18 protein-coding genes and 10 tRNA genes are annotated in these 19,634 nt (G+C 47.8%); 22 read left to right on the top strand and 6 right to left on the bottom strand.

Features of this window, described 5'->3' with window-relative positions:
* The first annotated feature begins 89 nt into the window (after positions 1 to 89).
* The 3 genes from queE to nadA all read left to right on the top strand — a co-directional run bounded on the left by queE (position 90) and on the right by nadA (position 2,602).
* A complete protein-coding gene (gene queE, locus MJ595_RS21500) occupies positions 90 to 740 on the top strand; it encodes a 7-carboxy-7-deazaguanine synthase QueE (protein ID WP_263080174.1) in 651 nt (216 codons plus the stop codon).
* Positions 741 to 745: 5 nt separating this feature from the next.
* Positions 746 to 1,426: a 7-cyano-7-deazaguanine synthase QueC gene (queC, locus tag MJ595_RS21495; protein ID WP_263080173.1), complete on the top strand. Its 681-nt coding sequence runs from the start codon at positions 746 to 748 to the stop codon at positions 1,424 to 1,426.
* A gap of 141 nt (positions 1,427 to 1,567) precedes the next feature.
* A complete protein-coding gene (gene nadA, locus MJ595_RS21490) occupies positions 1,568 to 2,602 on the top strand; it encodes a quinolinate synthase NadA (RefSeq protein ID WP_263080172.1) in 1,035 nt (344 codons plus the stop codon).
* A 57-nt stretch (positions 2,603 to 2,659) separates the two neighbouring features.
* On the opposite strand, the gene MJ595_RS21485 is transcribed toward nadA, so the two are convergent.
* Complete coding sequence (locus tag MJ595_RS21485) at positions 2,660 to 4,144, bottom strand: M48 family metalloprotease (protein ID WP_263080171.1); 1,485 nt, start codon at positions 4,142 to 4,144, stop codon at positions 2,660 to 2,662.
* Positions 4,145 to 4,462: 318 nt separating this feature from the next.
* On the opposite strand from MJ595_RS21485, the gene MJ595_RS21480 reads away from it, so the two are divergent.
* On the top strand, positions 4,463 to 4,693 hold the full coding sequence (locus MJ595_RS21480) for a sulfurtransferase TusA family protein (RefSeq protein WP_263080170.1): 231 nt from the start codon (positions 4,463 to 4,465) through the stop codon (positions 4,691 to 4,693).
* A gap of 11 nt (positions 4,694 to 4,704) precedes the next feature.
* Positions 4,705 to 5,766, top strand: coding sequence for an AI-2E family transporter (locus MJ595_RS21475; protein WP_263080169.1), 1,062 nt, complete (start codon positions 4,705 to 4,707; stop codon positions 5,764 to 5,766).
* Positions 5,767 to 5,880: 114 nt separating this feature from the next.
* Here the strand turns inward: MJ595_RS21475 and MJ595_RS21470 are convergent, their stop codons facing one another.
* Positions 5,881 to 6,348 carry a peroxiredoxin gene (locus tag MJ595_RS21470; RefSeq protein WP_263080168.1) on the bottom strand — a complete coding sequence of 156 codons (468 nt, stop codon included), beginning with the start codon at positions 6,346 to 6,348 and terminating at the stop codon, positions 5,881 to 5,883.
* Between the two features lie 268 nt (positions 6,349 to 6,616).
* Here MJ595_RS21470 and dapA point away from each other — a divergent pair, with 268 nt between their 5' ends.
* The 5 genes from dapA (at position 6,617) to MJ595_RS21445 (ending at position 11,794) form a co-directional block, all read left to right on the top strand.
* Positions 6,617 to 7,492, top strand: coding sequence for a 4-hydroxy-tetrahydrodipicolinate synthase (gene dapA, locus MJ595_RS21465; protein WP_263080167.1), 876 nt, complete (start codon positions 6,617 to 6,619; stop codon positions 7,490 to 7,492).
* 28 nt (positions 7,493 to 7,520) lie between these two features.
* A complete protein-coding gene (bamC, locus tag MJ595_RS21460; protein ID WP_263080166.1) occupies positions 7,521 to 8,657 on the top strand; it encodes an outer membrane protein assembly factor BamC in 1,137 nt (378 codons plus the stop codon).
* 168 nt (positions 8,658 to 8,825) lie between these two features.
* Complete coding sequence (locus MJ595_RS21455) at positions 8,826 to 9,929, top strand: phosphoribosylaminoimidazolesuccinocarboxamide synthase (protein ID WP_263080165.1); 1,104 nt, start codon at positions 8,826 to 8,828, stop codon at positions 9,927 to 9,929.
* 510 nt (positions 9,930 to 10,439) lie between these two features.
* Positions 10,440 to 11,306 carry a tetratricopeptide repeat protein gene (locus MJ595_RS21450; protein WP_263080164.1) on the top strand — a complete coding sequence of 289 codons (867 nt, stop codon included), beginning with the start codon at positions 10,440 to 10,442 and terminating at the stop codon, positions 11,304 to 11,306.
* Between the two features lie 128 nt (positions 11,307 to 11,434).
* Positions 11,435 to 11,794, top strand: a complete 360-nt coding sequence (locus tag MJ595_RS21445) for a hypothetical protein (RefSeq protein ID WP_263080163.1) — start codon at positions 11,435 to 11,437, stop codon at positions 11,792 to 11,794.
* Between the two features lie 358 nt (positions 11,795 to 12,152).
* Here MJ595_RS21445 and rdgC read toward each other — a convergent pair whose 3' ends face one another.
* Positions 12,153 to 13,127: a recombination-associated protein RdgC gene (gene rdgC / locus MJ595_RS21440; protein WP_263080162.1), complete on the bottom strand. Its 975-nt coding sequence runs from the start codon at positions 13,125 to 13,127 to the stop codon at positions 12,153 to 12,155.
* Between the two features lie 176 nt (positions 13,128 to 13,303).
* Between rdgC and MJ595_RS21435 the strand changes: the two genes are divergently transcribed.
* The 10 genes from MJ595_RS21435 (at position 13,304) to MJ595_RS21390 (ending at position 14,435) form a co-directional block, all read left to right on the top strand.
* Positions 13,304 to 13,379: transfer RNA gene (locus tag MJ595_RS21435), tRNA-Val, on the top strand.
* A 31-nt stretch (positions 13,380 to 13,410) separates the two neighbouring features.
* Positions 13,411 to 13,487: transfer RNA gene (locus MJ595_RS21430), tRNA-Asp, on the top strand.
* Between the two features lie 80 nt (positions 13,488 to 13,567).
* Positions 13,568 to 13,643, top strand: a tRNA-Val gene (locus tag MJ595_RS21425).
* Between the two features lie 31 nt (positions 13,644 to 13,674).
* Positions 13,675 to 13,751, top strand: a tRNA-Asp gene (locus MJ595_RS21420).
* Between the two features lie 43 nt (positions 13,752 to 13,794).
* Positions 13,795 to 13,870: transfer RNA gene (locus MJ595_RS21415), tRNA-Val, on the top strand.
* A 34-nt stretch (positions 13,871 to 13,904) separates the two neighbouring features.
* Positions 13,905 to 13,981 (top strand) — tRNA-Asp (locus MJ595_RS21410).
* 43 nt (positions 13,982 to 14,024) lie between these two features.
* Positions 14,025 to 14,100, top strand: a tRNA-Val gene (locus tag MJ595_RS21405).
* Between the two features lie 31 nt (positions 14,101 to 14,131).
* A tRNA-Asp gene (locus MJ595_RS21400) sits at positions 14,132 to 14,208 on the top strand.
* Positions 14,209 to 14,251: 43 nt separating this feature from the next.
* A tRNA-Val gene (locus tag MJ595_RS21395) sits at positions 14,252 to 14,327 on the top strand.
* A 31-nt stretch (positions 14,328 to 14,358) separates the two neighbouring features.
* A tRNA-Asp gene (locus tag MJ595_RS21390) sits at positions 14,359 to 14,435 on the top strand.
* Positions 14,436 to 14,788: 353 nt separating this feature from the next.
* On the opposite strand, the gene MJ595_RS21385 is transcribed toward MJ595_RS21390, so the two are convergent.
* Genes MJ595_RS21385 through MJ595_RS21375 form a run of 3 tightly spaced genes read right to left on the bottom strand, consistent with a single transcriptional unit; the run spans position 14,789 to position 17,029 of the window.
* Positions 14,789 to 15,250, bottom strand: coding sequence for a hypothetical protein (locus MJ595_RS21385; RefSeq protein WP_263080161.1), 462 nt, complete (start codon positions 15,248 to 15,250; stop codon positions 14,789 to 14,791).
* A 2-nt stretch (positions 15,251 to 15,252) separates the two neighbouring features.
* On the bottom strand, positions 15,253 to 16,593 hold the full coding sequence (locus MJ595_RS21380) for a recombinase family protein (protein ID WP_263080160.1): 1,341 nt from the start codon (positions 16,591 to 16,593) through the stop codon (positions 15,253 to 15,255).
* On the bottom strand, positions 16,583 to 17,029 hold the full coding sequence (locus MJ595_RS21375; protein ID WP_263080159.1) for a DUF2924 domain-containing protein: 447 nt from the start codon (positions 17,027 to 17,029) through the stop codon (positions 16,583 to 16,585). The genes MJ595_RS21380 and MJ595_RS21375 overlap by 11 nt, the downstream gene beginning before the upstream one ends.
* Positions 17,030 to 17,384: 355 nt before the next feature.
* On the opposite strand from MJ595_RS21375, the gene MJ595_RS21370 reads away from it, so the two are divergent.
* Positions 17,385 to 18,584: a hypothetical protein gene (locus tag MJ595_RS21370; RefSeq protein ID WP_263080158.1), complete on the top strand. Its 1,200-nt coding sequence runs from the start codon at positions 17,385 to 17,387 to the stop codon at positions 18,582 to 18,584.
* Positions 18,571 to 19,464, top strand: a complete 894-nt coding sequence (locus MJ595_RS21365) for a hypothetical protein (protein ID WP_263080157.1) — start codon at positions 18,571 to 18,573, stop codon at positions 19,462 to 19,464. Before MJ595_RS21370 ends, MJ595_RS21365 begins: the two co-directional genes overlap by 14 nt.
* Positions 19,465 to 19,634 lie beyond the last annotated feature (170 nt).

Raw genomic sequence — 19,634 nt, 5'->3', positions numbered from 1 at the left:
TACAAAAATAATGCCGGGGGCAGGGAAGCAGGTTGCAGAGTTTCTTTTGACTGACTACCATTCTGCACCAGTTAACTGGTGTAGAATTAATGATAACCAATACCCTTAGAATTTCTGAAATGTTTTACTCCCTGCAAGGTGAGACCCGAACTGCCGGGTTGCCTACAGTGTTTGTACGCTTGACCGGGTGTCCTCTGCGTTGTGTATGGTGTGATACGGAGTATGCCTTTCAGGGCGGTGAAAAAATGACCCTGGAAGCCATTGAGGCTGAAATCAAGAAGTATAGCCCCCGTTATATTACGGTTACCGGTGGCGAGCCACTGGCGCAGCCTAACTGTATTCCCCTGTTAGAAAAACTGGTGGACCAGGGTTATGAGGTGTCCCTTGAGACCAGTGGTGCCATGGATCTCTCCCGGGTTGATCCCAGGGTTGTCAAGGTTATGGATTTTAAAGCCCCTGGCTCCGGTGAGGTGAAACGAAACCTGCATGAAAATATTCAGTATCTGGATAACAAGGATCAGGTGAAGTTTGTGATTGCCGATCGCACAGATTATGAGTGGTCAGTGTCGAAGCTTAAAGAGTATGGCCTTGATGATAAGGTTTCTGATGTGCTGTTTTCACCGGTGGCGGATCAAATGAAACCTGAACTGTTGGCTCAATGGATTCTGGATGATGGTCTGAATGTACGCTTTCAGTTGCAGTTGCATCGCCTTATTTGGGGAGATAAGACGGGGGTTTAATGGAGATGGAAAAAGTGAAGAAAAAAGCTGTTGTTTTATTGTCCGGCGGACTGGATTCAACCACTGTGCTGGCTATTGCCAGGGATCAGGGGTATGAGTGCTATACGGTGAGTTTTGACTACGGTCAACGACACCGCTCTGAGCTGGAAGCCTCCAAGCGGGTGGCTAAGGCTCATGGGTCTGTATCCCATAAAATCCTTCGCCTGGGGCTGCGTGATATTGGGGGGTCTGCCCTGACTGATGATGATCTGGATGTGCCTGAGGAGCTGGGTTCCGAGATTCCTATAACTTATGTACCCGCCAGAAATACCGTATTTTTATCTCTTGCTCTTGGCTGGGCAGAAGTGCTGGGGGCACGGGATATTTTTATCGGCGCCAATGATGTGGATTACTCTGGCTATCCGGATTGCCGTCCAGAATTTCTTGATGCCTTTGAGAAAATGGCCAATCTGGCGACAAAGGCCGGTGTTGAGGGGGATTATTTCCATATCCGTGCCCCTCTGTTGAAACTGACCAAGGGTGAAATCATCAAAGAGGGGACTCGTCTCGGTGTTGACTATGCACTAACCGTTTCCTGTTATCAGGCTGATGATGAAGGCAAGGCCTGTGGTGTCTGCGACAGTTGTCGTTACCGCAAAAAGGGATTTGAGGATGCGGGTGTTGAGGATGTGACACCTTATCAGTAGCATCTATAGTTAATCTCTGGAAGCAGCTCCCAGGGTTGCTTCTAATCTCCCTTCAGTCCTGTGCTAGAATGCCTCCGGTTATAAAAAACAATACCTTATTCAGGTGCCGGGAATACTTTTGACTACGGTAAATAAGAGCCTATGAGCGCAGTAAATCTCAGAAAGCAGGTGCAGGGTCATTTTTCACAGGGCGTTGCAGAGCCATTGGTGCCGGGGGATGAAAAGAATAAAAGAGAGCAAGTTCATCAGCTATTAAAGCAGCACAATGCGGTATTGATTGCCCATTACTATACAGATGCGGTGGTTCAGTCCCTGGCGGAGGAAACCGGAGGGTTTATTGGGGATTCGCTGGAAATGGCGCGCTTTGGCAGTGGCTATCCTGCCTCCACGCTGGTTGTTGCCGGTGTCCGGTTTATGGGGGAAACCGCTTCGATATTGAGTCCTGACAAGCGAATATTAATGCCAACCCTTGAGGCGGAATGTTCACTTGATTTAGGGTGTCCCGTTGAAGGTTTTTCCCGGTTCTGTGATCAGCACCCTGATAGAACCGTGGTTGTTTATGCCAATACATCGGCTGCGGTCAAGGCGCGGGCGGACTGGGTTGTAACATCAAGCTGTGCCCTTGAAATTGTTGAGCATCTTGATTCCCTGGGTGAACGGATTATCTGGGGGCCAGATAAGTATCTTGGGGGTTATATCCAGAAGCAAACTGGTGCTGATATGCTGCTTTGGGATAGTAGCTGTATTGTCCATGAGGAGTTTCGGGCGAAAGGGGTGGCTGATCTTAAGAAGATTTACCCGGATGCAGCGGTGCTGGTACATCCTGAATCACCGGAACCGGTGGTGGCAATGGCTGATGTGGTGGGCTCAACCAGCAAGCTGTTAAAAGCCTCTTATGAGCTGCCAAACCAACGGTTTATTGTGGCAACAGATCGGGGGATTTTTTATAAAATGCAGCAGCAATGCCCGGAGAAAGAGTTCTTTGAGGCACCCACCGGAGGCAATGGGGCAACCTGCAAAAGCTGTGGCCATTGTCCCTGGATGGCGATGAATACACTGGATAGCCTTATTGATTGTCTTGCAGCACCATCCGAACAGAATGAAATAAAAGTGCCTGAAAACATTCGACGTCAGGCTTTGGTTCCTTTGGAACGGATGGTGAACTTTCCTTTGTAGAGCGGAGGGAGGGAATAGGGAATGGTTGGCAGTGTAACCATTCCCGTTATAAAAGTATTACTTAATAACCTTGCGACGATACTCGTACATATCAGCCAGCTTTTTATCGAGCTTTGCCTTTATGGCATAGCGATCTCCAGCCAGTTTTTTAGCGTATTCAATATGCCTGATGGCATCATCCAGATTACCCGTCAGGAAGAAATATTCTGCCCTGGCCTGGTGTAGTCCAAGAATATCCTGTGCCTGTCCCTGGGCCTCAGCCAGTTCATACCAAATATCAGGGTCTTCCGGGCGCATTTGACTGAGCTTTAATAAAATGGTGCGGGCGTCCTGTTGATATTGCCTGGTTAAGGGATCTTCCTTTTTCATATGTGCGGCTGTTTGGGTCAGGATCTTTGCTTTAGTGGCCAGTAGGGGATAGTAGTCAAGATGAATCTCCAGTGCCTTGTCGATGGTCTTAAGGGCTGTGGTGGCATTTCCGGAGTTCGCATCCAGGTTGGCCCTGGCCAGAATGTAGTGGAGATTATCGGGCGCTGTTTTTAGAAGCCTATCCAGCTGTTTGGCTGCCGTGGTAAAGTCCCGGGTTTGAATGGCTGTTAGTGCCAGGCCGTAGCGGCTGATATTGGGGGCTCCGGTGTGGCCGGTTTCCAGCTCCCTGCTAAGTTGTTTTATCAACTCATGGGGATTTTTAGCGCTCAGGGCCAGTGTGCGCATTTTCATTAATTGGAAGTCGATACCCCCTTTTGAACCGCCGGATTGAAACTGGTCTGCCCGGGCCCTGGAGTCAGCAATCCGGTTTTCTGTAACCGGGTGAGTGGACAGGAACTCGGGAGGACGGCTGCCATAGCGACTTGACTTGTTCATTTGTTCAAAAATTTCCGGCATGGCATGGGGGTCAAATCCAGCCCTCGCCAGGGTCTGTATACCCATATTATCGGCTTCACGCTCATATTGACGGCTGAATTTCAGACGTGAGCTTTGCAGGCCTGCCACCGTACTTGTCAGAGCAGCCGCTCCGGCATCTGCACCACCTGCCGCCATGATAAGAACAGAGGCAAGAATGGCGGCCGCCGTTGGCAAACTTTTGTTTCTGGCTTCTTCCACGTTACGGGCATAATGGCGCTGGCTTAAGTGGGCTAATTCGTGGGCCAGTACCGCGGCAAACTGGGCTTCGGTATCGGCATTGAGAAAAAGTCCTGTATTGACACCAACGATGCCACCGGGTGCCGCGAAAGCATTGATGGTGGTATTGTCTATAACCAGGGTGATCAGCCTGTGATCAATGATTTCACTGGAGGCAGCCAGTCGGGATATCAGGCGCTCCAGATAGTCTTTTAGTTCAGGGTCACTGACTGTTGGGGTTTGGCTGCGAATGACTTTAAGGTAAGTGCGGCCAAGCTCATATTCCTGCTGTGGTGATATGATGCCAGAAGTGGCGTCTCCCAGGCTGGGTAGATCAATGGAGGTCTTGCTGGCGTGGACAGGAAATACAGCTATCCAGAAGCTCAGAAAAATAGCCGGAAAAAAACCCGGTGGTTTCATAGGTTATCCATCTTTGTGTGATCTGCGGTACACTCTAGCGGTAAAGGTTGCAAGGCTCAATCTGAGACTGTTATCTGTTTATCACGGATTGGCTTATATTTTGTCAGGCCTGAAAATAAACAGGTGTAAAAAAGTATGCAGGGTTGCTCTTAGGGGTTGTTGAGGTTTTATCATGAGCTCAACAGTCCCTAAACAGTGTACCTATTGATAATACTTTTAAGATAGTAACCGGTCTCTTGCTTTTACACCACAGGGTTCTGTTATTAGGTGTCTTGTCGAAATGAATTTTGTAAAATAAAACGGGAGTTTATCCGTCACATGATTGAAGCGGATCTGGAGTTGGATCTTAAAGGGATGAATTGTCCGTTACCTTTGTTGAAAACCAAGCAAACCATGAGCCAGATGAGTTCCGGACAGGTAATTAGAGTGCAGACAACGGATCCGGGTTCTGTCAGGGATTTTGCCAGTTATGCCCGTATTGTGGGGCATACACTGGTCTCAAGCGAGACGGTTGGCGGTGTTTTTATCCATGTGTTACGGCATAAATAGTGGGTGGGTGAATGCTTGAGATTATAAAAGATTGGTTTCAACGTTACTTATCTGATTATGAAGCGCTGGTATTATTAGTGTTACTGGTGTTTGGCTTTCTTGTGGTGCTGACCATGGGGTATATGCTGGCACCGGTATTTGCTGCATTGGTACTTGCGTTTCTTATGCAGGGGGTGATTAACTGCATGGAGGCAAAGGGAGTGCCTCACCTGCTTTCTGTCAATCTGGTTTTTGCTGCGTTTGTTGCTGTTCTCCTCATGTTTGTTCTGGTGCTGGTTCCATTAATTTGGGAGCAGGTTACCCATTTACTTAATGAAGTGCCAAGAATGGTACATGTGGGACAAAAACTGTTTAAAAGCCTGCCTGAGCTATACCCGGGGTTTGTCTCAGAGAGACAGGCGGTGCTTATTGCCGACGCCATCAGTAGTAGACTGGCTGGTATGGGGCAGTGGGCTCTTTCTTTTTCACTGTCAAAGCTGCCGGGTGCCCTTGGTATACTCATTTATTTGATTCTGGTTCCCATTCTTATTTTCTTTTTCCTTAAGGATAAGGAACCCCTGCTAGCCTGGATTGGTGGGCTTTTGCCAGCAAGGCGCCGCCTGATCAATCAGGTTGCCGATGAAATGAATGACCAGATTGCCAATTATATTCGTGGTAAGGCCATAGAGATTGTTATTGTCGGGGTTGTCAGTTTTATTGCTTTTGTTATTTTAGGGTTGAATTATTCTGCCTTGCTGGCCCTGATGGTGGGCCTGTCAGTGGTGATTCCCTATATTGGGGCGGCAGTGGTCACTCTGCCTGTGACTATCATTGGCTTTTTTCAATGGGGTTTTGGTAATGAGTTCCTGATATTAATGATTGTCTACGGCGTGATTCAGGCCCTGGATGGCAATGTGCTGGTGCCATTATTATTTTCGGAAACCGTTAACCTTCACCCTGTTGCCATTATTATTGCTGTTCTGGTCTTTGGCGGCCTTTGGGGATTCTGGGGAGTGTTCTTTGCCATTCCTTTGGCAACACTGCTGAAAGCGGTTATGAATGCCTGGCCTAAGGTGCAGGATGTGGGAGTCTAGTCGTTATTAGTGGGGAATAGTGAATGGGGAAATAGGGAATGGTTAGTGCTAAGACGTATTGTAGGCTGCTCACCATTCACCATTCACCATTCCCTATTCCCTATTCCCTATTCCCTATTCAATAGCCTGAGCAGCCTGAAGTACGTCTTCAACATGATGCTTGATTCGCACTTTTCTCCATTCGTGCTGCAATATGCCTTTGCGGTCAATGAGGAAGGTACTGCGCTCAATCCCCATGTACTCTTTGCCGTATAATTTTTTGAGTTTAATGACATCAAACAGGTTGCACAGGGTTTCATCGGGATCTGAAATCAGTTCAAAGGGTAGCTGATGTTTCTGCTGGAAGTTGTCATGGGACTTCAGGCTATCTCTTGATATGCCAAAGATTATTGTGTCAGCTTCTCTGAAAGATTGATAATGGTCTCGAAAGGCCTGCACCTCACTGGTACATCCGGGAGTGTTATCTTTAGGGTAAAAGAAAAGAACTACTTTGGTACCATTCAGGGCTGAAAGTTTAATATCCTGGTCGCCAGTCGCTTTTGCGGTAAAGTCCGTGACCTGCTGGCCTAGTGCAATACTCATTGTCAGTCCTTCAGTTTATTGTCTCTGGAGATAGGTAACAAGAAAACATAAATAGCCTTTGGAAAGAAAATTCAATTAGGCCTATGTCTGATTGTCCTAGTTTACGTCAGGAATCCAAGTCCGGACAAACCTGTTGCAAGCATATAAGTGCTAATATCTTTACAGTTTTCATTGGTTGCCTCAACAGCCCCTAGTGTGGTCAGGTTACTTGTGAAGGCTTTTTTCCATCGGTAACATTACAATGATTTAAGCTCACAGGAGTGAATTGATGATAACCGGTAGCCTTGTAGCACTTGTCACCCCTATGCATGAGAATGGGGAGCTGGACTGGACGTGCCTACACAATCTTGTGGAATACCATATCAGGGAAGGCTCTGACGGGCTTGTTATTGCAGGGACTACCGGCGAGTCCGCGACACTCACAGTCCAGGAACACTGCGAAGTCCTCAGGCGTGTTATAGATCAGGTTGCAGGTCGCTTGCCGGTTATTGCGGGTACCGGGGCCAATGCCACCCAGCAGGCGGTTCACCTGACAGCTGAAGCCAAGGCACTGGGTGCTGATGCCTGTCTGTTGGTAACTCCTTATTACAATAAACCAACACAAGAGGGGCTTTATCGCCACTATAAGACCGTTGCTGAATCGGTGGCGATACCTCAAATTCTGTATAACGTACCGGGGAGGACTGCCGTTGATCTTCTGCCGGAGACGGTGGCGAGATTATCCATATTGGATAATATTGTCGGGATCAAGGAAGCCACGGGGATCATTGAAAGAGGCGCAGAGATACGCGAATTATGCGGTCGTGACTTTGCTATCTATTCCGGTGATGATTCTACAGGAATGGAGTTAATGCTCAGGGGAGCTAACGGGGTGATCTCGGTCACCAATAATGTGGTTCCAAAACTTATGCACAGGCTATGTATTGCCGCTCTGCAAGGCCAGCGGGAAGACGCTGAGGCGATTAATGGTCAACTGCAAGGTCTCCATAAAAAACTCTTTGTGGAGTCCAACCCGATTCCCGTCAAATGGGCCTTGCAGCAGATGGGGTTAATCAAAGGCGGGATTCGCCTGCCTTTAACGCCGCTTGCAGAGAACCATCAACCCGTTATTCGCCAGGTTTTGGCTCAGTTAGATCTGCTTTGATATAACAGGGCAAGGAGCTTAGTAAAAAATGAGAGTTATGCTGAAAAGCTTGCCATTGATCGCTTGTGCTGTTGCGCTGGCAGGTTGTTCCAACCCTTTTGGTAAGCAAGGGTATTTGCGGGATAAATCCGGGGACTATACCAAGGCTGAAACAGCGGGGCCTGCTAAGGTTCCGGAAGGAATGAATGCAAAGTCCCTGGGCAGTGTCCTGGTGATTCCCCCTATTGAAAATGAACATGTCAAGCTATCCGAAGACTATGAGGTACCAAGGCCTGCCCAGCGATTAACCAGGGGCGATGGCGAAACATACAGTATAGAGCGTGACGGGGATCGCTCCTGGTTGCTTGCTGCCAGAAATCCCAGTGAAATATGGCCGCGGGTGGAAGCCTTTGTGGGAGAGGCGGAGCTACCGGTGACCAGGGCGGATGCCAAAAAAGGTGTGCTGGAAACCGGCTGGATTAATCTCGGTAAAGACAGTGAACATGGCCTGGTACTAAGAACGGTAGGGAAGTGGGTTGGAGTCAAGGACCTGGACCCCATAGAGGACAGGTTCCGTATTGAAGTGATTCGTGGCACCAGGGAAGGGACATCCGAAATCCATATTCAGCATAAAGGCCGCCCGCCATCAGGTTCCGGGAAAGCCCCTGAGCCGGCAGTCTGGAATAATCTGGGGGATAGAAGCCTCCGGGTGATTCAGGCACTGTCTGCAGATATGCTGGTTTTCTTGGCCAAATCCGATGAAGGTTCTGTGTCTTATCTTGCCCAGGAGCTTGATATCAAAGGCAATACCGAGTTAAGCCAGGATGGCAACGGTAATCCGCTGCTGGCCATAAGAGGGCTTTCCTATGCCCAGAGCTGGGCAGCTATTGGTGATGCTCTGTCTAAGGCCGGGATACCCGTCAGTGATAGAAACCGTTCAGCGGGTATATATTATTTGCCACTTGACCCCAAGAAAATAACAGCACCTGAAAAAGAAAAGGGTTTCTTCTCAAGGCTGTTTGGCAGCGACAAAAAAGAGCCTGAAGCCAAAGGGGAGAACCTGCATCTTCGTGTCAGTCAGTTCCCTGATATGGTACAGGTATCCGTTGAAAAAGACTCCTCGACCTCTGCCGGAAAAGAGGAAAGCCAGAAGCTTCTGGAGCTTATTAGAAAGAACCTGAAATAATAAGCCGAAATGATTATGGGGTGTGGTAAGCAACCATTGCCATGCCCCCTGAATCCCCAGCTATTATTTTTATCCCATCGTCCGTTAAGTGTGGCAGGCCTTTCAGGATCTGTTAGAATTCGCGATCGAGTGTTCCGTATCTCGATTAACACGTAAGGACAGTGGGTCATGAGTCTTGCTGATAAGGTTTTGGCAGTAAACAACGATTTGCCAATTCGTACTGATCGACCGGTTCATAGTGGCAAAGTCCGCTCGGTCTATTGGCTTACGGAAGCGGATAGTCACCGCTTGATTAAAGAGAGGGGTTACCCTGTTGCCGATGATGCGCCATTGGCCATTATGGTGATCAGTGACAGAATCTCTGCCTTTGACTGTATCTGGCGCGGTGAAGGGGGAATGAACGGGGTGCCGGGGAAAGGGGCGGCACTGAATGCAGTCTCTAACCACTGGTTTAAGTTGTTTCGTGATCAGGGGCTGGCTGACAGCCATATCCTGGATATTCCCCATCCTTTTGTCTGGATTGTTCAGAAAGCCAGGCCGGTAATGATCGAGGCCATTTGCCGCCAATATATTACAGGTTCCATGTGGCGTGCTTACGCCAAGGGCGAACGTGAATGTTGCGGGATACCTCTTCCTGATGGACTGGAAAAGGACCAACAACTCCCTGAGTTACTGATTACCCCCTCAACCAAGGGAATTCTGACTGGAATCCCCGGTGTCCCTGAAGTGGACGACGTCAATATCACCCGAAAAGACATTGAAAATAACTATGCGGCCTTTAATTTTCGCTCGCCCGATGATATTGATCTCTATGAAAAGCTTTTAAAAGAAGGCTTTAATCTTATTAGCCGCTCGCTATCCAGGCTTGATCAGATTTTTGTGGATACCAAGTTTGAATTTGGCTACGTCACTGACCAGAACGGTCAGGAAAAACTGATCTATATGGATGAGGTGGGAACACCGGATTCGTCCCGTATTTGGGATGGCCCCTCCTATCGAAAGGGGCGCGTGGTAGAAAACTCCAAGGAGGCCTTCCGGCAGCTATTGCTTAATCATTTTCCTGACCCTGATGTGTTGCTCAATAAACAGCGAATGGATGAACGTCTGGCGCTGGCAAAGAATAATGTATTGCCTGAGCGGGTCCTGATGGAAATATCCAATATTTATCTGGATATTGCCGAAAAAATCACGGGACAAAAACTGCATCTTTCTGCTAATCCCAAGGCTGAAATTATCCAGGTGCTTCGGGATGATTACGGTTTGATTGACTAATATTTTTTTGAATCTGTGTTTTGTGTTTATGCACAAATGTCAAGAGTTTGTAACATTATTTTTTGGTTTTTTTCTCATGGCAGATCCTCTGTGCATACTTTCTAAGCTATTGATATCAAAAGGAAAAAATTGATCAAAAAATGATCAATTTGATGAGTGTTCAGTATTCATCAGTCTTTCTGAAAGGTGTTCTAAAGAATTCCACAATGTTATCCACAAGTTTTGTGGGTAACATTCTGGATGTTTTTTTAGCGGTGTACTCAGGAGCATATCGGTCTGAAAAAACAGGGGTTTTATCGCCATCCCGGAACGTGTTTTTTTAGCCATGTTCGTACCTGTCTATCCGGGTGTGTATCGTCTTTTTGCACAATAAACCCCCAGCAAGCCGGATCGGGAATAGATTGTTCCGCGCAGCAACCATTGAGTCCGGATTAAAAGCCCTTCAATAGGGGTGCAGTGACTTAACTATTTATATTAAAGTGGCCTCAGGTTCTGACAGTGTGGAAAACAATGATGAATGAGCAGCTCAATGTGATAGAGGTCACGGAAAGCAATATTCGGGATATTCTTCAGCAATCTACAGAAAAACCGGTGTTGCTGGATATTTGGGCGGAATGGTGTGAACCCTGTAAGGCACAGTTACCTATTCTGGAAAACCTGGTTCAGGCGTATCAGGGAAAGTTCTTGCTGGCTAAGCTGGATGCGGAAGGGCAGCAAATGCTGGCTCAGCAATTGATGGCCCAGCTGGGTGTGCGAAGTATCCCGACGCTGATTATTTTTCATCAGGGGCGGCCGGTGGAGGTGTTGTCAGGGCTTCAGACAGAAGCTCAGCTAAGGGCTGTTCTGGATCCACTGACACTGAGTCCTGTGGAAAGAATCAAATTGCAAATTGATGAGTTGATTGCTGCGGGGCAGATGGATCAGGCCTTGACGCTGGTACAGCAAATTTTGCAGGAAGAGCCGGATAATCATGACTTGCAGGTGATTCAAGTTAATTTGCTGCTTGAATTGGGACAGGTTGACCAGGCTCGCCAAATTATTTCAGCCCTACCAGATGATGCACAGGGGATTGCCCAGCCAAAAGCCAAGCTGATGTTTTATGAGATGGTGGCTGATGCACCGTTAAAGCCAGAGCTGGAAGCAAGCCTGTCCAAGGATGAAAATGACCATGAAGCCCGTTACCAGTTAGCTATCCGTGAAGTGATTGCAGATAATAGTGAGCAAGCGCTGGAAAACCTGCTGTTGATCGTCCGCCGGGATAGAGGCTTTCGTGAAGACGGCGCCCGTCTGTTAATGCTCAAGGTGTTTGACCAGCTGGGAGCGGGCCATCCGCTGGCTAAACGCTACCGGGGTAAGCTGTTTAGCTTGCTGCACTAATCCTAAAGCGCGCTGTTGAGGTTGAACGGGTTGTTGGATCTTGGCAAAGCGCGCTTTAGAAAGGGCTAAACGGATAGCAAGTTACGAATACTTGGTTTTTGGATTGGCTGGAGTTTAGGAGTCAAAAAATGTCAAATTCGCCCATAGCTGCTGCTAGTGCTACCTATCGTAAGGCAACCAACAAAATTGCAGAGGCAGCCAAGCTTGAACCCAGGCATACTGCTAATCCAAGCGACGATTTCTTGGAAATTGTTGAGGATATGTCTGATGCCATGAAAACTAAGGCGTTGGATTGGTATGAGAGAGGTATTAAAAGAGGAATGAAAAAAGCAACAGACCTAATGTTGGATGGAAAAATATACCGGGAAGAGAACATTGTTTATGCACCTGAAGAGATAGCCGTCAAAGCACGAATTAAATTTTCAGGAGGAGAGTGGCAACCTTTTCAGCTGAATGTAAAAGCTAAAGATATTGGGTTCGATGCGTGATTTGTGGAGGCTATGAGAGCCTGCAAGCATCTTGTTGCAGGCCGGAGCCTGTAAATATTCTGAGTAAACGCCACTTTTGAATTACGCTTTAATCCGGTCATGGAAACATGATTCTCCTCGTTCCCGGCGTTCCGAGGGTGTCGCGGAAGTCTGAAATAGACTCAATGCCGTCATCCTGTACAGGGATTGTACAGGATCCATCTGCGATGGAAGGCAGTCTAACCGCACGTATCATGCGGGCTGAGAGATTCACCTCCCTGTGATATGGATCCCGTACAATCCCTGTGCGGGATGACGACGGAGAGAACTCAGGCTTTCGCGATACCCTCAGGACCCTGAGAACGAGTAGAGCTGTTTATTAGGCTGGCTCAAACTGCTTGCTGACACTGAGTACTTTTTTCTCAATATATTCCTCTGTGCTGATGTCGGTATTTTCTCCACCCAGTGCTTCAATCAGATTAGTAAGTAATTTTTGCAACATCAGGCTCATCACAGAAAAATCAGCATCAAACTGCTCTGCTGCCGTTTCAGCTTCAACCTGATCTAACTGCTCTTGTACCACTTCAGTGAATTTCAGCTTGCGGATAACCAGGTCATCACCCAGAACGAAAGTCAGTGCATCGTCCCAGCACAGTGCCAGCTTACTAGCCTGTTTGCCCGCTTCCAGGTGAACGCCAATTTCTTCTGAAATCAGTTCCTGTTTACTGGCCTTTATTTGTCCTCCTTCATCACCGGGTTCCCGCAGTTCGCATTCATCGCCGAGACTAAAAGGGGAGGGTACTTCAACCTTTTGTTCCAGCCATTGGGTCATGCACTGGGAAGGATGGTTTTTTAAGGGTACGTTGATTATTGGCAGGCTACCCAGGCTTTCCCGCAGGCAGCTGGTTAATTCTTCAGCCTTTTTAAAAGAAGAGGCATCAACAACCATCCAGCCTCCCACAGGGTCAATGTAGGCAAAGGTGTCCTGATGGCGAGAGAAGGCCTTGGGCAACAGCTCCATAATGACATCATCTTTCAGGGCTTTCTTTTCTTTGCTGAAAACCTGGCGATCCTGTTCTTGCTCAATGACTTCAACTTTTTCTTCAAGGGTATCCCGAATGACGCTGGCAGGGAGAATCTTCTCTTCCTTATGGGCTGTCACCATAATAAAGGAGCCGGTGCAGTGGGTCAGCAAGTCGCCATGGCGCCCCAGTGGTGGTACCCAGCCATACGTGCTCATATCCTGACTGCCACAACTTTGATAACGCTTTTCCTTAAGCTTTTCTTCCAGCGCTTCCTGATTGAGGGTGAACGGTTGGGTAAAGCGGTAAAAAATCAGATTTTTAAACCACATGGTTATTCCTGAATTATCGTTACGATAGCCTATGGTAGCACTCTGTCGTTATTTTCGTGCTTCTATCTTCAGGCGCCAAAAAAGGGTTTATAAAATAACCGACTAAAAAAATTTGCCAGTAGAAGGTTTTGATGCTTATAATGCGCCGCGTCGTTGAGAGACACAGCGGCCACTTTGGGTGATTAGCTCAGCTGGGAGAGCGTCTGCTTTACACGCAGAATGTCGGCGGTTCGATCCCGTCATCACCCACCACATTAGCTCGAAAGAGCAACAAGTTTGTAGCGGACCGGTAGTTCAGTTGGTTAGAATGCCGGCCTGTCACGCCGGAGGTCGCGGGTTCGAGTCCCGTCCGGTCCGCCACTTATTTTAAATCTTTAAAGGTTTTAGAGATTTTGGGGTTGAATAAAAAATACCTTCGGGTATAGTTCAGCACCGCTTCAGGGTGATTAGCTCAGCTGGGAGAGCGTCTGCTTTACACGCAGAATGTCGGCGGTTCGATCCCGTCATCACCCACCATATTAGCTCGGTAGAGCAACAAGTTTGTAGCGGACCGGTAGTTCAGTTGGTTAGAATGCCGGCCTGTCACGCCGGAGGTCGCGGGTTCGAGTCCCGTCCGGTCCGCCACTTATTATTGATGATGCGTGGCTTCATCAAAGCGATTGAGTAAGGGTGATTAGCTCAGCTGGGAGAGCGTCTGCTTTACACGCAGAATGTCGGCGGTTCGATCCCGTCATCACCCACCATATTTTGCTCGGTAAGGGCAATAAAAATTGTAGCGGACCGGTAGTTCAGTTGGTTAGAATGCCGGCCTGTCACGCCGGAGGTCGCGGGTTCGAGTCCCGTCCGGTCCGCCACTTATTATTGATGATGCGTGGCTTCATCAAAACGATTGAGTAAGGGTGATTAGCTCAGCTGGGAGAGCGTCTGCTTTACACGCAGAATGTCGGCGGTTCGATCCCGTCATCACCCACCACATTAGCTCGAAAGAGCAACAAGTTTGTAGCGGACCGGTAGTTCAGTTGGTTAGAATGCCGGCCTGTCACGCCGGAGGTCGCGGGTTCGAGTCCCGTCCGGTCCGCCACTTATTACTGATGATGCGTGACTTCATCAAAATGATTGAGTAAGGGTGATTAGCTCAGCTGGGAGAGCGTCTGCTTTACACGCAGAATGTCGGCGGTTCGATCCCGTCATCACCCACCACATTAGCTCGAAAGAGCAGCAAGAATGTAGCGGACCGGTAGTTCAGTTGGTTAGAATGCCGGCCTGTCACGCCGGAGGTCGCGGGTTCGAGTCCCGTCCGGTCCGCCACTATTTAAAGCCTACGAAGTGAACCATTTCGTGGGCTTTTTTCGTTATAACCCTGTATTTACGGGGTGTTTTGCTATTGTGCGGGGTATGGGAAAAACCGTTACACGTCCGAATTTTTCCCATTTTTGCGGTTTTCACCTCTTTTCTCTCTCTGCCTGGCGGATTTTCATTTTCACTTCCTCCACTTTGAAAAATCGTTTTAAAACAACAGAGTAATGATTTTTATTGTCGTCTATTTTTTACTTCGATTGAGTGCGACAGAGTGGTAGGCGGATACAACTCCCTGCGAACTTTTTTGTAAGTTTCTCCACTCTCTTTCTTTCTCTCTCTGTCTTACTCTCTCTTGGCTTCTCTCAGGCTCTCTTTCTCTCATTCTCTTTGCTGTGTGGAGAGATAAGAGCCACCCTGGAAAAATGTGCATGTTGTTCCGACCAGGACAAGGGGAAGGGTTTCATACAGTCACTGAGCATCAGTACCCACGTCCCCGTTTTGCACAGAATAGCTTCCTGGATATCCGGTGCCAGGCCGGTAAGGCGAATGCACTTTGATACACGGGATTTGTCGACACCTTCTTTTTCTGCCAGCGCTTTCACCGTAGAAAACTTTCCCTTCATCATCATTTTCAGCCAGCGGTGTCCCTGTATCAGTGCTTTCTCCAAAGGACGCATGGCTTCCATGCTGGTGGCTCCTTCTGGCGTATAAATATGACTACTGCCGCCTTTACGAATAATCTTGATGGGAATGGTGACCTTGATCAGGTTTTCATCTTCCAGGTATTCGACCGTTTCTTCACCGATTTGTTTAATCGTTGCCATGACTATGCTCCTTGCAATTCTTTGACAACAGCCTGCATGCCATCGGGTTGGTAATAGAGTGTTAGACTTTCCTGTGTCACTTCGACGCGAGCGATCAGCAGCTCAGTCAGTCTGCGCTTCTCTGGTGCGAATAACTCTCCCCATATCTCACCGAGATTATTCAGGGCGCTTCGGATCTCATCTTCTGTGGTATCAGGAAGCTGTTTCTGTACTCTCTGGCAAACGTTAAATAGAAGCTCTGGGCTGACCAGCCGCTTTTGTGTGTCGTTTACCACCATGCCTTCCAGCGTGCTGGCCGACAGGGGCGGCAGTGGGCTTTGTTGCGCACCATACTGTTGGGCGGTTTGGCTCACGTAATAACGGAACTGTTGGCCCCGTTTGCGGGTGGTGTTGGTGGAGAGGGCTTTGCCGTTCGGACCTGTGATAAGCCCTTTCAGGAAAGCAGGGTTGGCTCGGGCAAAGGAAGACCTTGAGCGAATACTGGCATGAACATCAAACGTATCCTGTGCCTGCTGCCAAAGCTCGGTAGGAATGATCGCTTTATGTTCTCCCTGGTACCACCGACCCCGGTTACCAATCTCTCCGATATAAAGTCGGTTATGCAATATTCGGTGGACAGCCCCTTTACTGAAGGGAATGTTTCCGCGCAGCGAGCCGTCTCTGAGAATAATGGTTTTGGTTCGATAGCCTTTTTTATTGAGCCATTCTACCGTGCTGATAATGGACTGGGTTTTCACAAACTGCTTAAAGAGTGCTTTGATGATCCTGGCCTCTTCCCGGTTAATGATAAGTTTTCGTTCTTTGATGTCATACCCCAGAGCCGGGTTGCCTCCCATCCACATCCCTTTGGCTTTGGAGAGTTGCACCTTATCCCTGATCCGCTCACTGGTGACTTCCCGTTCAAATTGTGCAAATGACAGTAGAATATTCAGGGTTAACCGCCCCATGCTGCTGGTGGTATTGAACTGTTGAGTAACAGAAACCAGGGAGCAATTATGTTGTTCAAACAACTCGATCAGCCGGGCAAAATCTGCCAGAGAGCGACTGAGCCGGTCGACTTTGTAAACCACCACCACATCAATTCGTCCTTCTTCAACATCAGCCAGTAATCTTTTCAGCGCCGGGCGATCCGTATTACCGCCAGAAAATGCCCCGTCATCATACTGGTCAGTCAGTACTTCCCAACCTTCATGACGTTGTGAATGGATGTAGGCCTCTGCGGCTTCCCGCTGGGCATGGAGTGAATTAAAGCTCTGCTCCAGACCTTCTTCTGATGATTTTCGGGTATAAATCGCACAGCGTTTTTTCACGATCACGGGTTCATCATTCTTTTTATTTTTCATAGTTGCGTCCTTTCACGCCAAAAAATAAGGGGCCGGACCACTGGGTGCCGGTGATCAGGTTGGCAATCCGTGTCAGGCTGCTATAAACCTGTCCCCGGTACTCCAATCCCTGAGGGGTTACCGTCACCTCATGCTTTTCACCGTTATATTCTTTGCAGATGACAGTGCCGAGCGGCGGCATGATCTGCCGTTTTTTACCCAGGGGCTTGCGATGTTCACTGTGCTTGCCTGCCTGTTCCAGACGTTTATCGATTTGAGCACGCTGGTGGTTGCCGAACGCCAGCTCTTGTATGCGGTGTGCCAGCTGCTGGCATAGCATACGGTTATCCTGAAAAGGTGCAGGCTTGCCATAAAGCTCCTGCCACAGGGCTTTTAGTTCTTTGGAATCCATGCGCTGAAGCGCTACTAACCGTGCTGCAATGGATCGTTTATTCATGATCTACCTCTGTCGTTTTGTTTGGGCGTCTGTATACAGGCAGGAGATAGCGAATATATCCAGTCAGTCAGGCTCTTTATTTGGGGACTGCTGCTGTCGTTGGCGCAAACGCATAATGGCGAGGGCGATCAGGGTTTGAATTTCGTCAGTTTTGTTCATTGTTTTTGTTGTTTTGACCGTTTGGGCTTTTTATTGTGCATGCAATAACGTGCTTATATCTATGGTGCAATTGCGGGGAATAGCGGGGTATTGGCAGTTATTGGTTGTATTTGTCGGCTATTGCGTACATATAAGTATTTCTTCATACTTGGTCGTTGCGTTATGCAAACCATCCTGCATGGAAGGAATAATAAAAATGGTTGCTTTGACAACGTTTGTCCGCAACACAAAAAGGAAGTATCGCAACGCTGTACTGGATACTATTGCCATTGACTATCCGGATAACTGGCAAACAAAGGAAGAGCCGGTAAGCAACATCACGGATTTTTTAAATAACAAACCGATTGCCGAGCAGGAGAAAATAAGAACAGCTTCAGAGCAGATACTGCAATTAAGTCAGAATGAGTTAGGGCAGGAAACTATAATGTCTGTCGCTCAGGATCTAACGACCCTGAGATCATTGGATAACCCTTATGATCGCAGTGCCTGGTTATTTTGCAATGAACCCCAAGCGTTTAAGTGTGCTGAACATCATTACTTTCATGATGCACATCGCCATGGGCGTATGTGGGCCAGATATCAGATTCGTGCAAAATCAGGGTTTGATAAAAGCAAGGTTCATCACGCTTTTTATCACAAGTTGAAGGATTACTTTAAAGACAGTGAGGCGTTTTTAATTGAAGTGTATGAGCGCCCTCATGAAGCGCCTTCTGGAAAGGTTTATACAGTTTATCAGGTCGTTATTTATCGGGAGGGGATGCCATCATTAGTCAGTGAAGTCGACCGTAAGGTTGGTCAAAACGATCTCCAATCAAAGATAGTTAAGCCTGCTCGTGAAACCACTATGGTTTGGGATGGTGTTCTTCGGCAGTTGGAAATTATCTCTAACAGAAAGCAGGATCGAGATACGGTAGCTCAGTTATTTGCTGAGTATGTACTGGCCTGTAATGACCTCCCTCTTGTGATACCACCCCGAGCATACGATTTAGATGTGCTCCGCACTCTGCCACGGCCTTCTTTTGCCTGTGAGCCTAAGGATGCTATCAGCCAAGTTATGGTAAAAGGCTTGGTGTTACGATCTCGGGCAAGTGGTGGCATATATCGCATTAATGTTCCGGGGCGAGGTTATCAAACCAAAGATATCTATGAACTTTTGGCTGAAGATAAGCGACAGGATTATCTTGATGGCAGTCTCTATGAAATTACGGGTGCCCGGATATCTGTCCGGTACATGAAGATCTCCGAGGATCGTACAAGAACGCGTATCGTTGAGATCACCTTACCCAGAGGCTGCAATTTAAAAGCGACTTCTGGTATTGATAAACGGCTGCATCGGTTATTGGACAAGTGGGGGCTGGTCAAAACGAATCAGGAGGAAAGTCATGGAGTGGGATGAAGATTATTTTAACTTTTTGATCAGCTCCTTTGAGGCAGGCCATGCCAGTAGAACATGGTCAGAGTTGAAGCTGGTGTTTAGATACCCTTACGACAGAAAAAAATTGCTGGCATCCGGTTTTGTGCTTGATGGTATTGCTGATTCTGTGGAAATCGAAACGGATGACTGGCGTGATGTGGAGATGACGTCACCCGGTGAATACGCTTATTTCGACCGTGGCTGGGTCATGTTGACTGATGCAGAAATTCAGCTGTATCGCTTTGAGCTGCCGTGGTTTCCAGCAGAGCTGAGGAAGCGATTGCACCTTGGCGGCAAGCTGAAAGAAGCACTGCCCGATACATTATGGCATTTGGGTTCCTATAAAAAACATGCAACAGAAACACAGGTATGGCTTTGCCGGTCTCTGAGTGGCAGTGCATTTGACAGCGTTTATGAGTTTTTTGCCCGATACCCTGAAAAGAAAGAGGGGATCATATTAACCCAGCAAAAGCCGGTCTATAAAAATGTCCGGTTACCTGGTGATTTTTCATTGGTTCGAGTCGATGAGCTGATAAATGAGCGGGGGCACCTGTCTCTGAATCGCTTTATTAACGGTCAGGGAGGAACAGAGGAGGATCTTGTTTATTGGGACAAGAATCGAAAGCTGCTCTATGTTAAGGGCAAGGAACCTATTCGTTTTTCAGGAACCATGCAAAGTATGGCCATTGAGTTGATGTATGAGCGCTGTTTGGATAAGGACAACAAGTGGAATATTCAGGCGCTGCTGGAAGAAATAGGGTCTAATTGTCCGCATATTACCAAGCTTTTTAAGGGGCACGATCACTGGCGTGAAGTCATTGATTGGAAAGAGGGTATGTGTTGGTTGATGATTCCTGAATAAATAATTTCTATGATGTCCTGTAACCGGTCTCTGCGCCGGTTTTTTTGTGTCTGATGAAAAAAATCATTAATTGTTGCTCTCCTCCCAAATCTCCTCCTTTTCCTCCCATTCTCCTCCTTTGCGCTTTGCACAATGCCAATACGACAACATAAAAACACAAGGAGCTAAGT

The organism is Endozoicomonas sp. Mp262 (assembly GCF_025643335.1).
Lineage (GTDB): Bacteria > Pseudomonadota > Gammaproteobacteria > Pseudomonadales > Endozoicomonadaceae > Endonucleibacter.
Note: the sequence above shows the minus strand (reverse complement) of the source record. Positions and strands in the feature narration are given on the sequence as shown.

Excerpts from the sequence above, each read along its gene's own strand:
- queC (WP_263080173.1), top strand. The coding sequence starts at position 746 with ATGGAAAAAGTGAAGAAAAAAGCTGTTGTTTTATTGTCCGGCGGACTG.
- bamC (WP_263080166.1), top strand. The coding sequence starts at position 7,521 with ATGAGAGTTATGCTGAAAAGCTTGCCATTGATCGCTTGTGCTGTTGCG.
- MJ595_RS21455 (WP_263080165.1), top strand. The coding sequence starts at position 8,826 with ATGAGTCTTGCTGATAAGGTTTTGGCAGTAAACAACGATTTGCCAATT.
- MJ595_RS21445 (WP_263080163.1), top strand. The coding sequence starts at position 11,435 with ATGTCAAATTCGCCCATAGCTGCTGCTAGTGCTACCTATCGTAAGGCA.
- MJ595_RS21385 (WP_263080161.1), bottom strand. The coding sequence starts at position 15,250 with ATGGCAACGATTAAACAAATCGGTGAAGAAACGGTCGAATACCTGGAA.
- MJ595_RS21450 (WP_263080164.1), top strand. The coding sequence starts at position 10,440 with ATGATGAATGAGCAGCTCAATGTGATAGAGGTCACGGAAAGCAATATT.
- MJ595_RS21485 (WP_263080171.1), bottom strand. The coding sequence starts at position 4,144 with ATGAAACCACCGGGTTTTTTTCCGGCTATTTTTCTGAGCTTCTGGATA.
- queE (WP_263080174.1), top strand. The coding sequence starts at position 90 with ATGATAACCAATACCCTTAGAATTTCTGAAATGTTTTACTCCCTGCAA.
- dapA (WP_263080167.1), top strand. The coding sequence starts at position 6,617 with ATGATAACCGGTAGCCTTGTAGCACTTGTCACCCCTATGCATGAGAAT.
- MJ595_RS21470 (WP_263080168.1), bottom strand. The coding sequence starts at position 6,348 with ATGAGTATTGCACTAGGCCAGCAGGTCACGGACTTTACCGCAAAAGCG.
- MJ595_RS21370 (WP_263080158.1), top strand. The coding sequence starts at position 17,385 with ATGGTTGCTTTGACAACGTTTGTCCGCAACACAAAAAGGAAGTATCGC.
- rdgC (WP_263080162.1), bottom strand. The coding sequence starts at position 13,127 with ATGTGGTTTAAAAATCTGATTTTTTACCGCTTTACCCAACCGTTCACC.
- MJ595_RS21375 (WP_263080159.1), bottom strand. The coding sequence starts at position 17,029 with ATGAATAAACGATCCATTGCAGCACGGTTAGTAGCGCTTCAGCGCATG.
- MJ595_RS21475 (WP_263080169.1), top strand. The coding sequence starts at position 4,705 with ATGCTTGAGATTATAAAAGATTGGTTTCAACGTTACTTATCTGATTAT.
- nadA (WP_263080172.1), top strand. The coding sequence starts at position 1,568 with ATGAGCGCAGTAAATCTCAGAAAGCAGGTGCAGGGTCATTTTTCACAG.
- MJ595_RS21365 (WP_263080157.1), top strand. The coding sequence starts at position 18,571 with ATGGAGTGGGATGAAGATTATTTTAACTTTTTGATCAGCTCCTTTGAG.
- MJ595_RS21380 (WP_263080160.1), bottom strand. The coding sequence starts at position 16,593 with ATGAAAAATAAAAAGAATGATGAACCCGTGATCGTGAAAAAACGCTGT.
- MJ595_RS21480 (WP_263080170.1), top strand. The coding sequence starts at position 4,463 with ATGATTGAAGCGGATCTGGAGTTGGATCTTAAAGGGATGAATTGTCCG.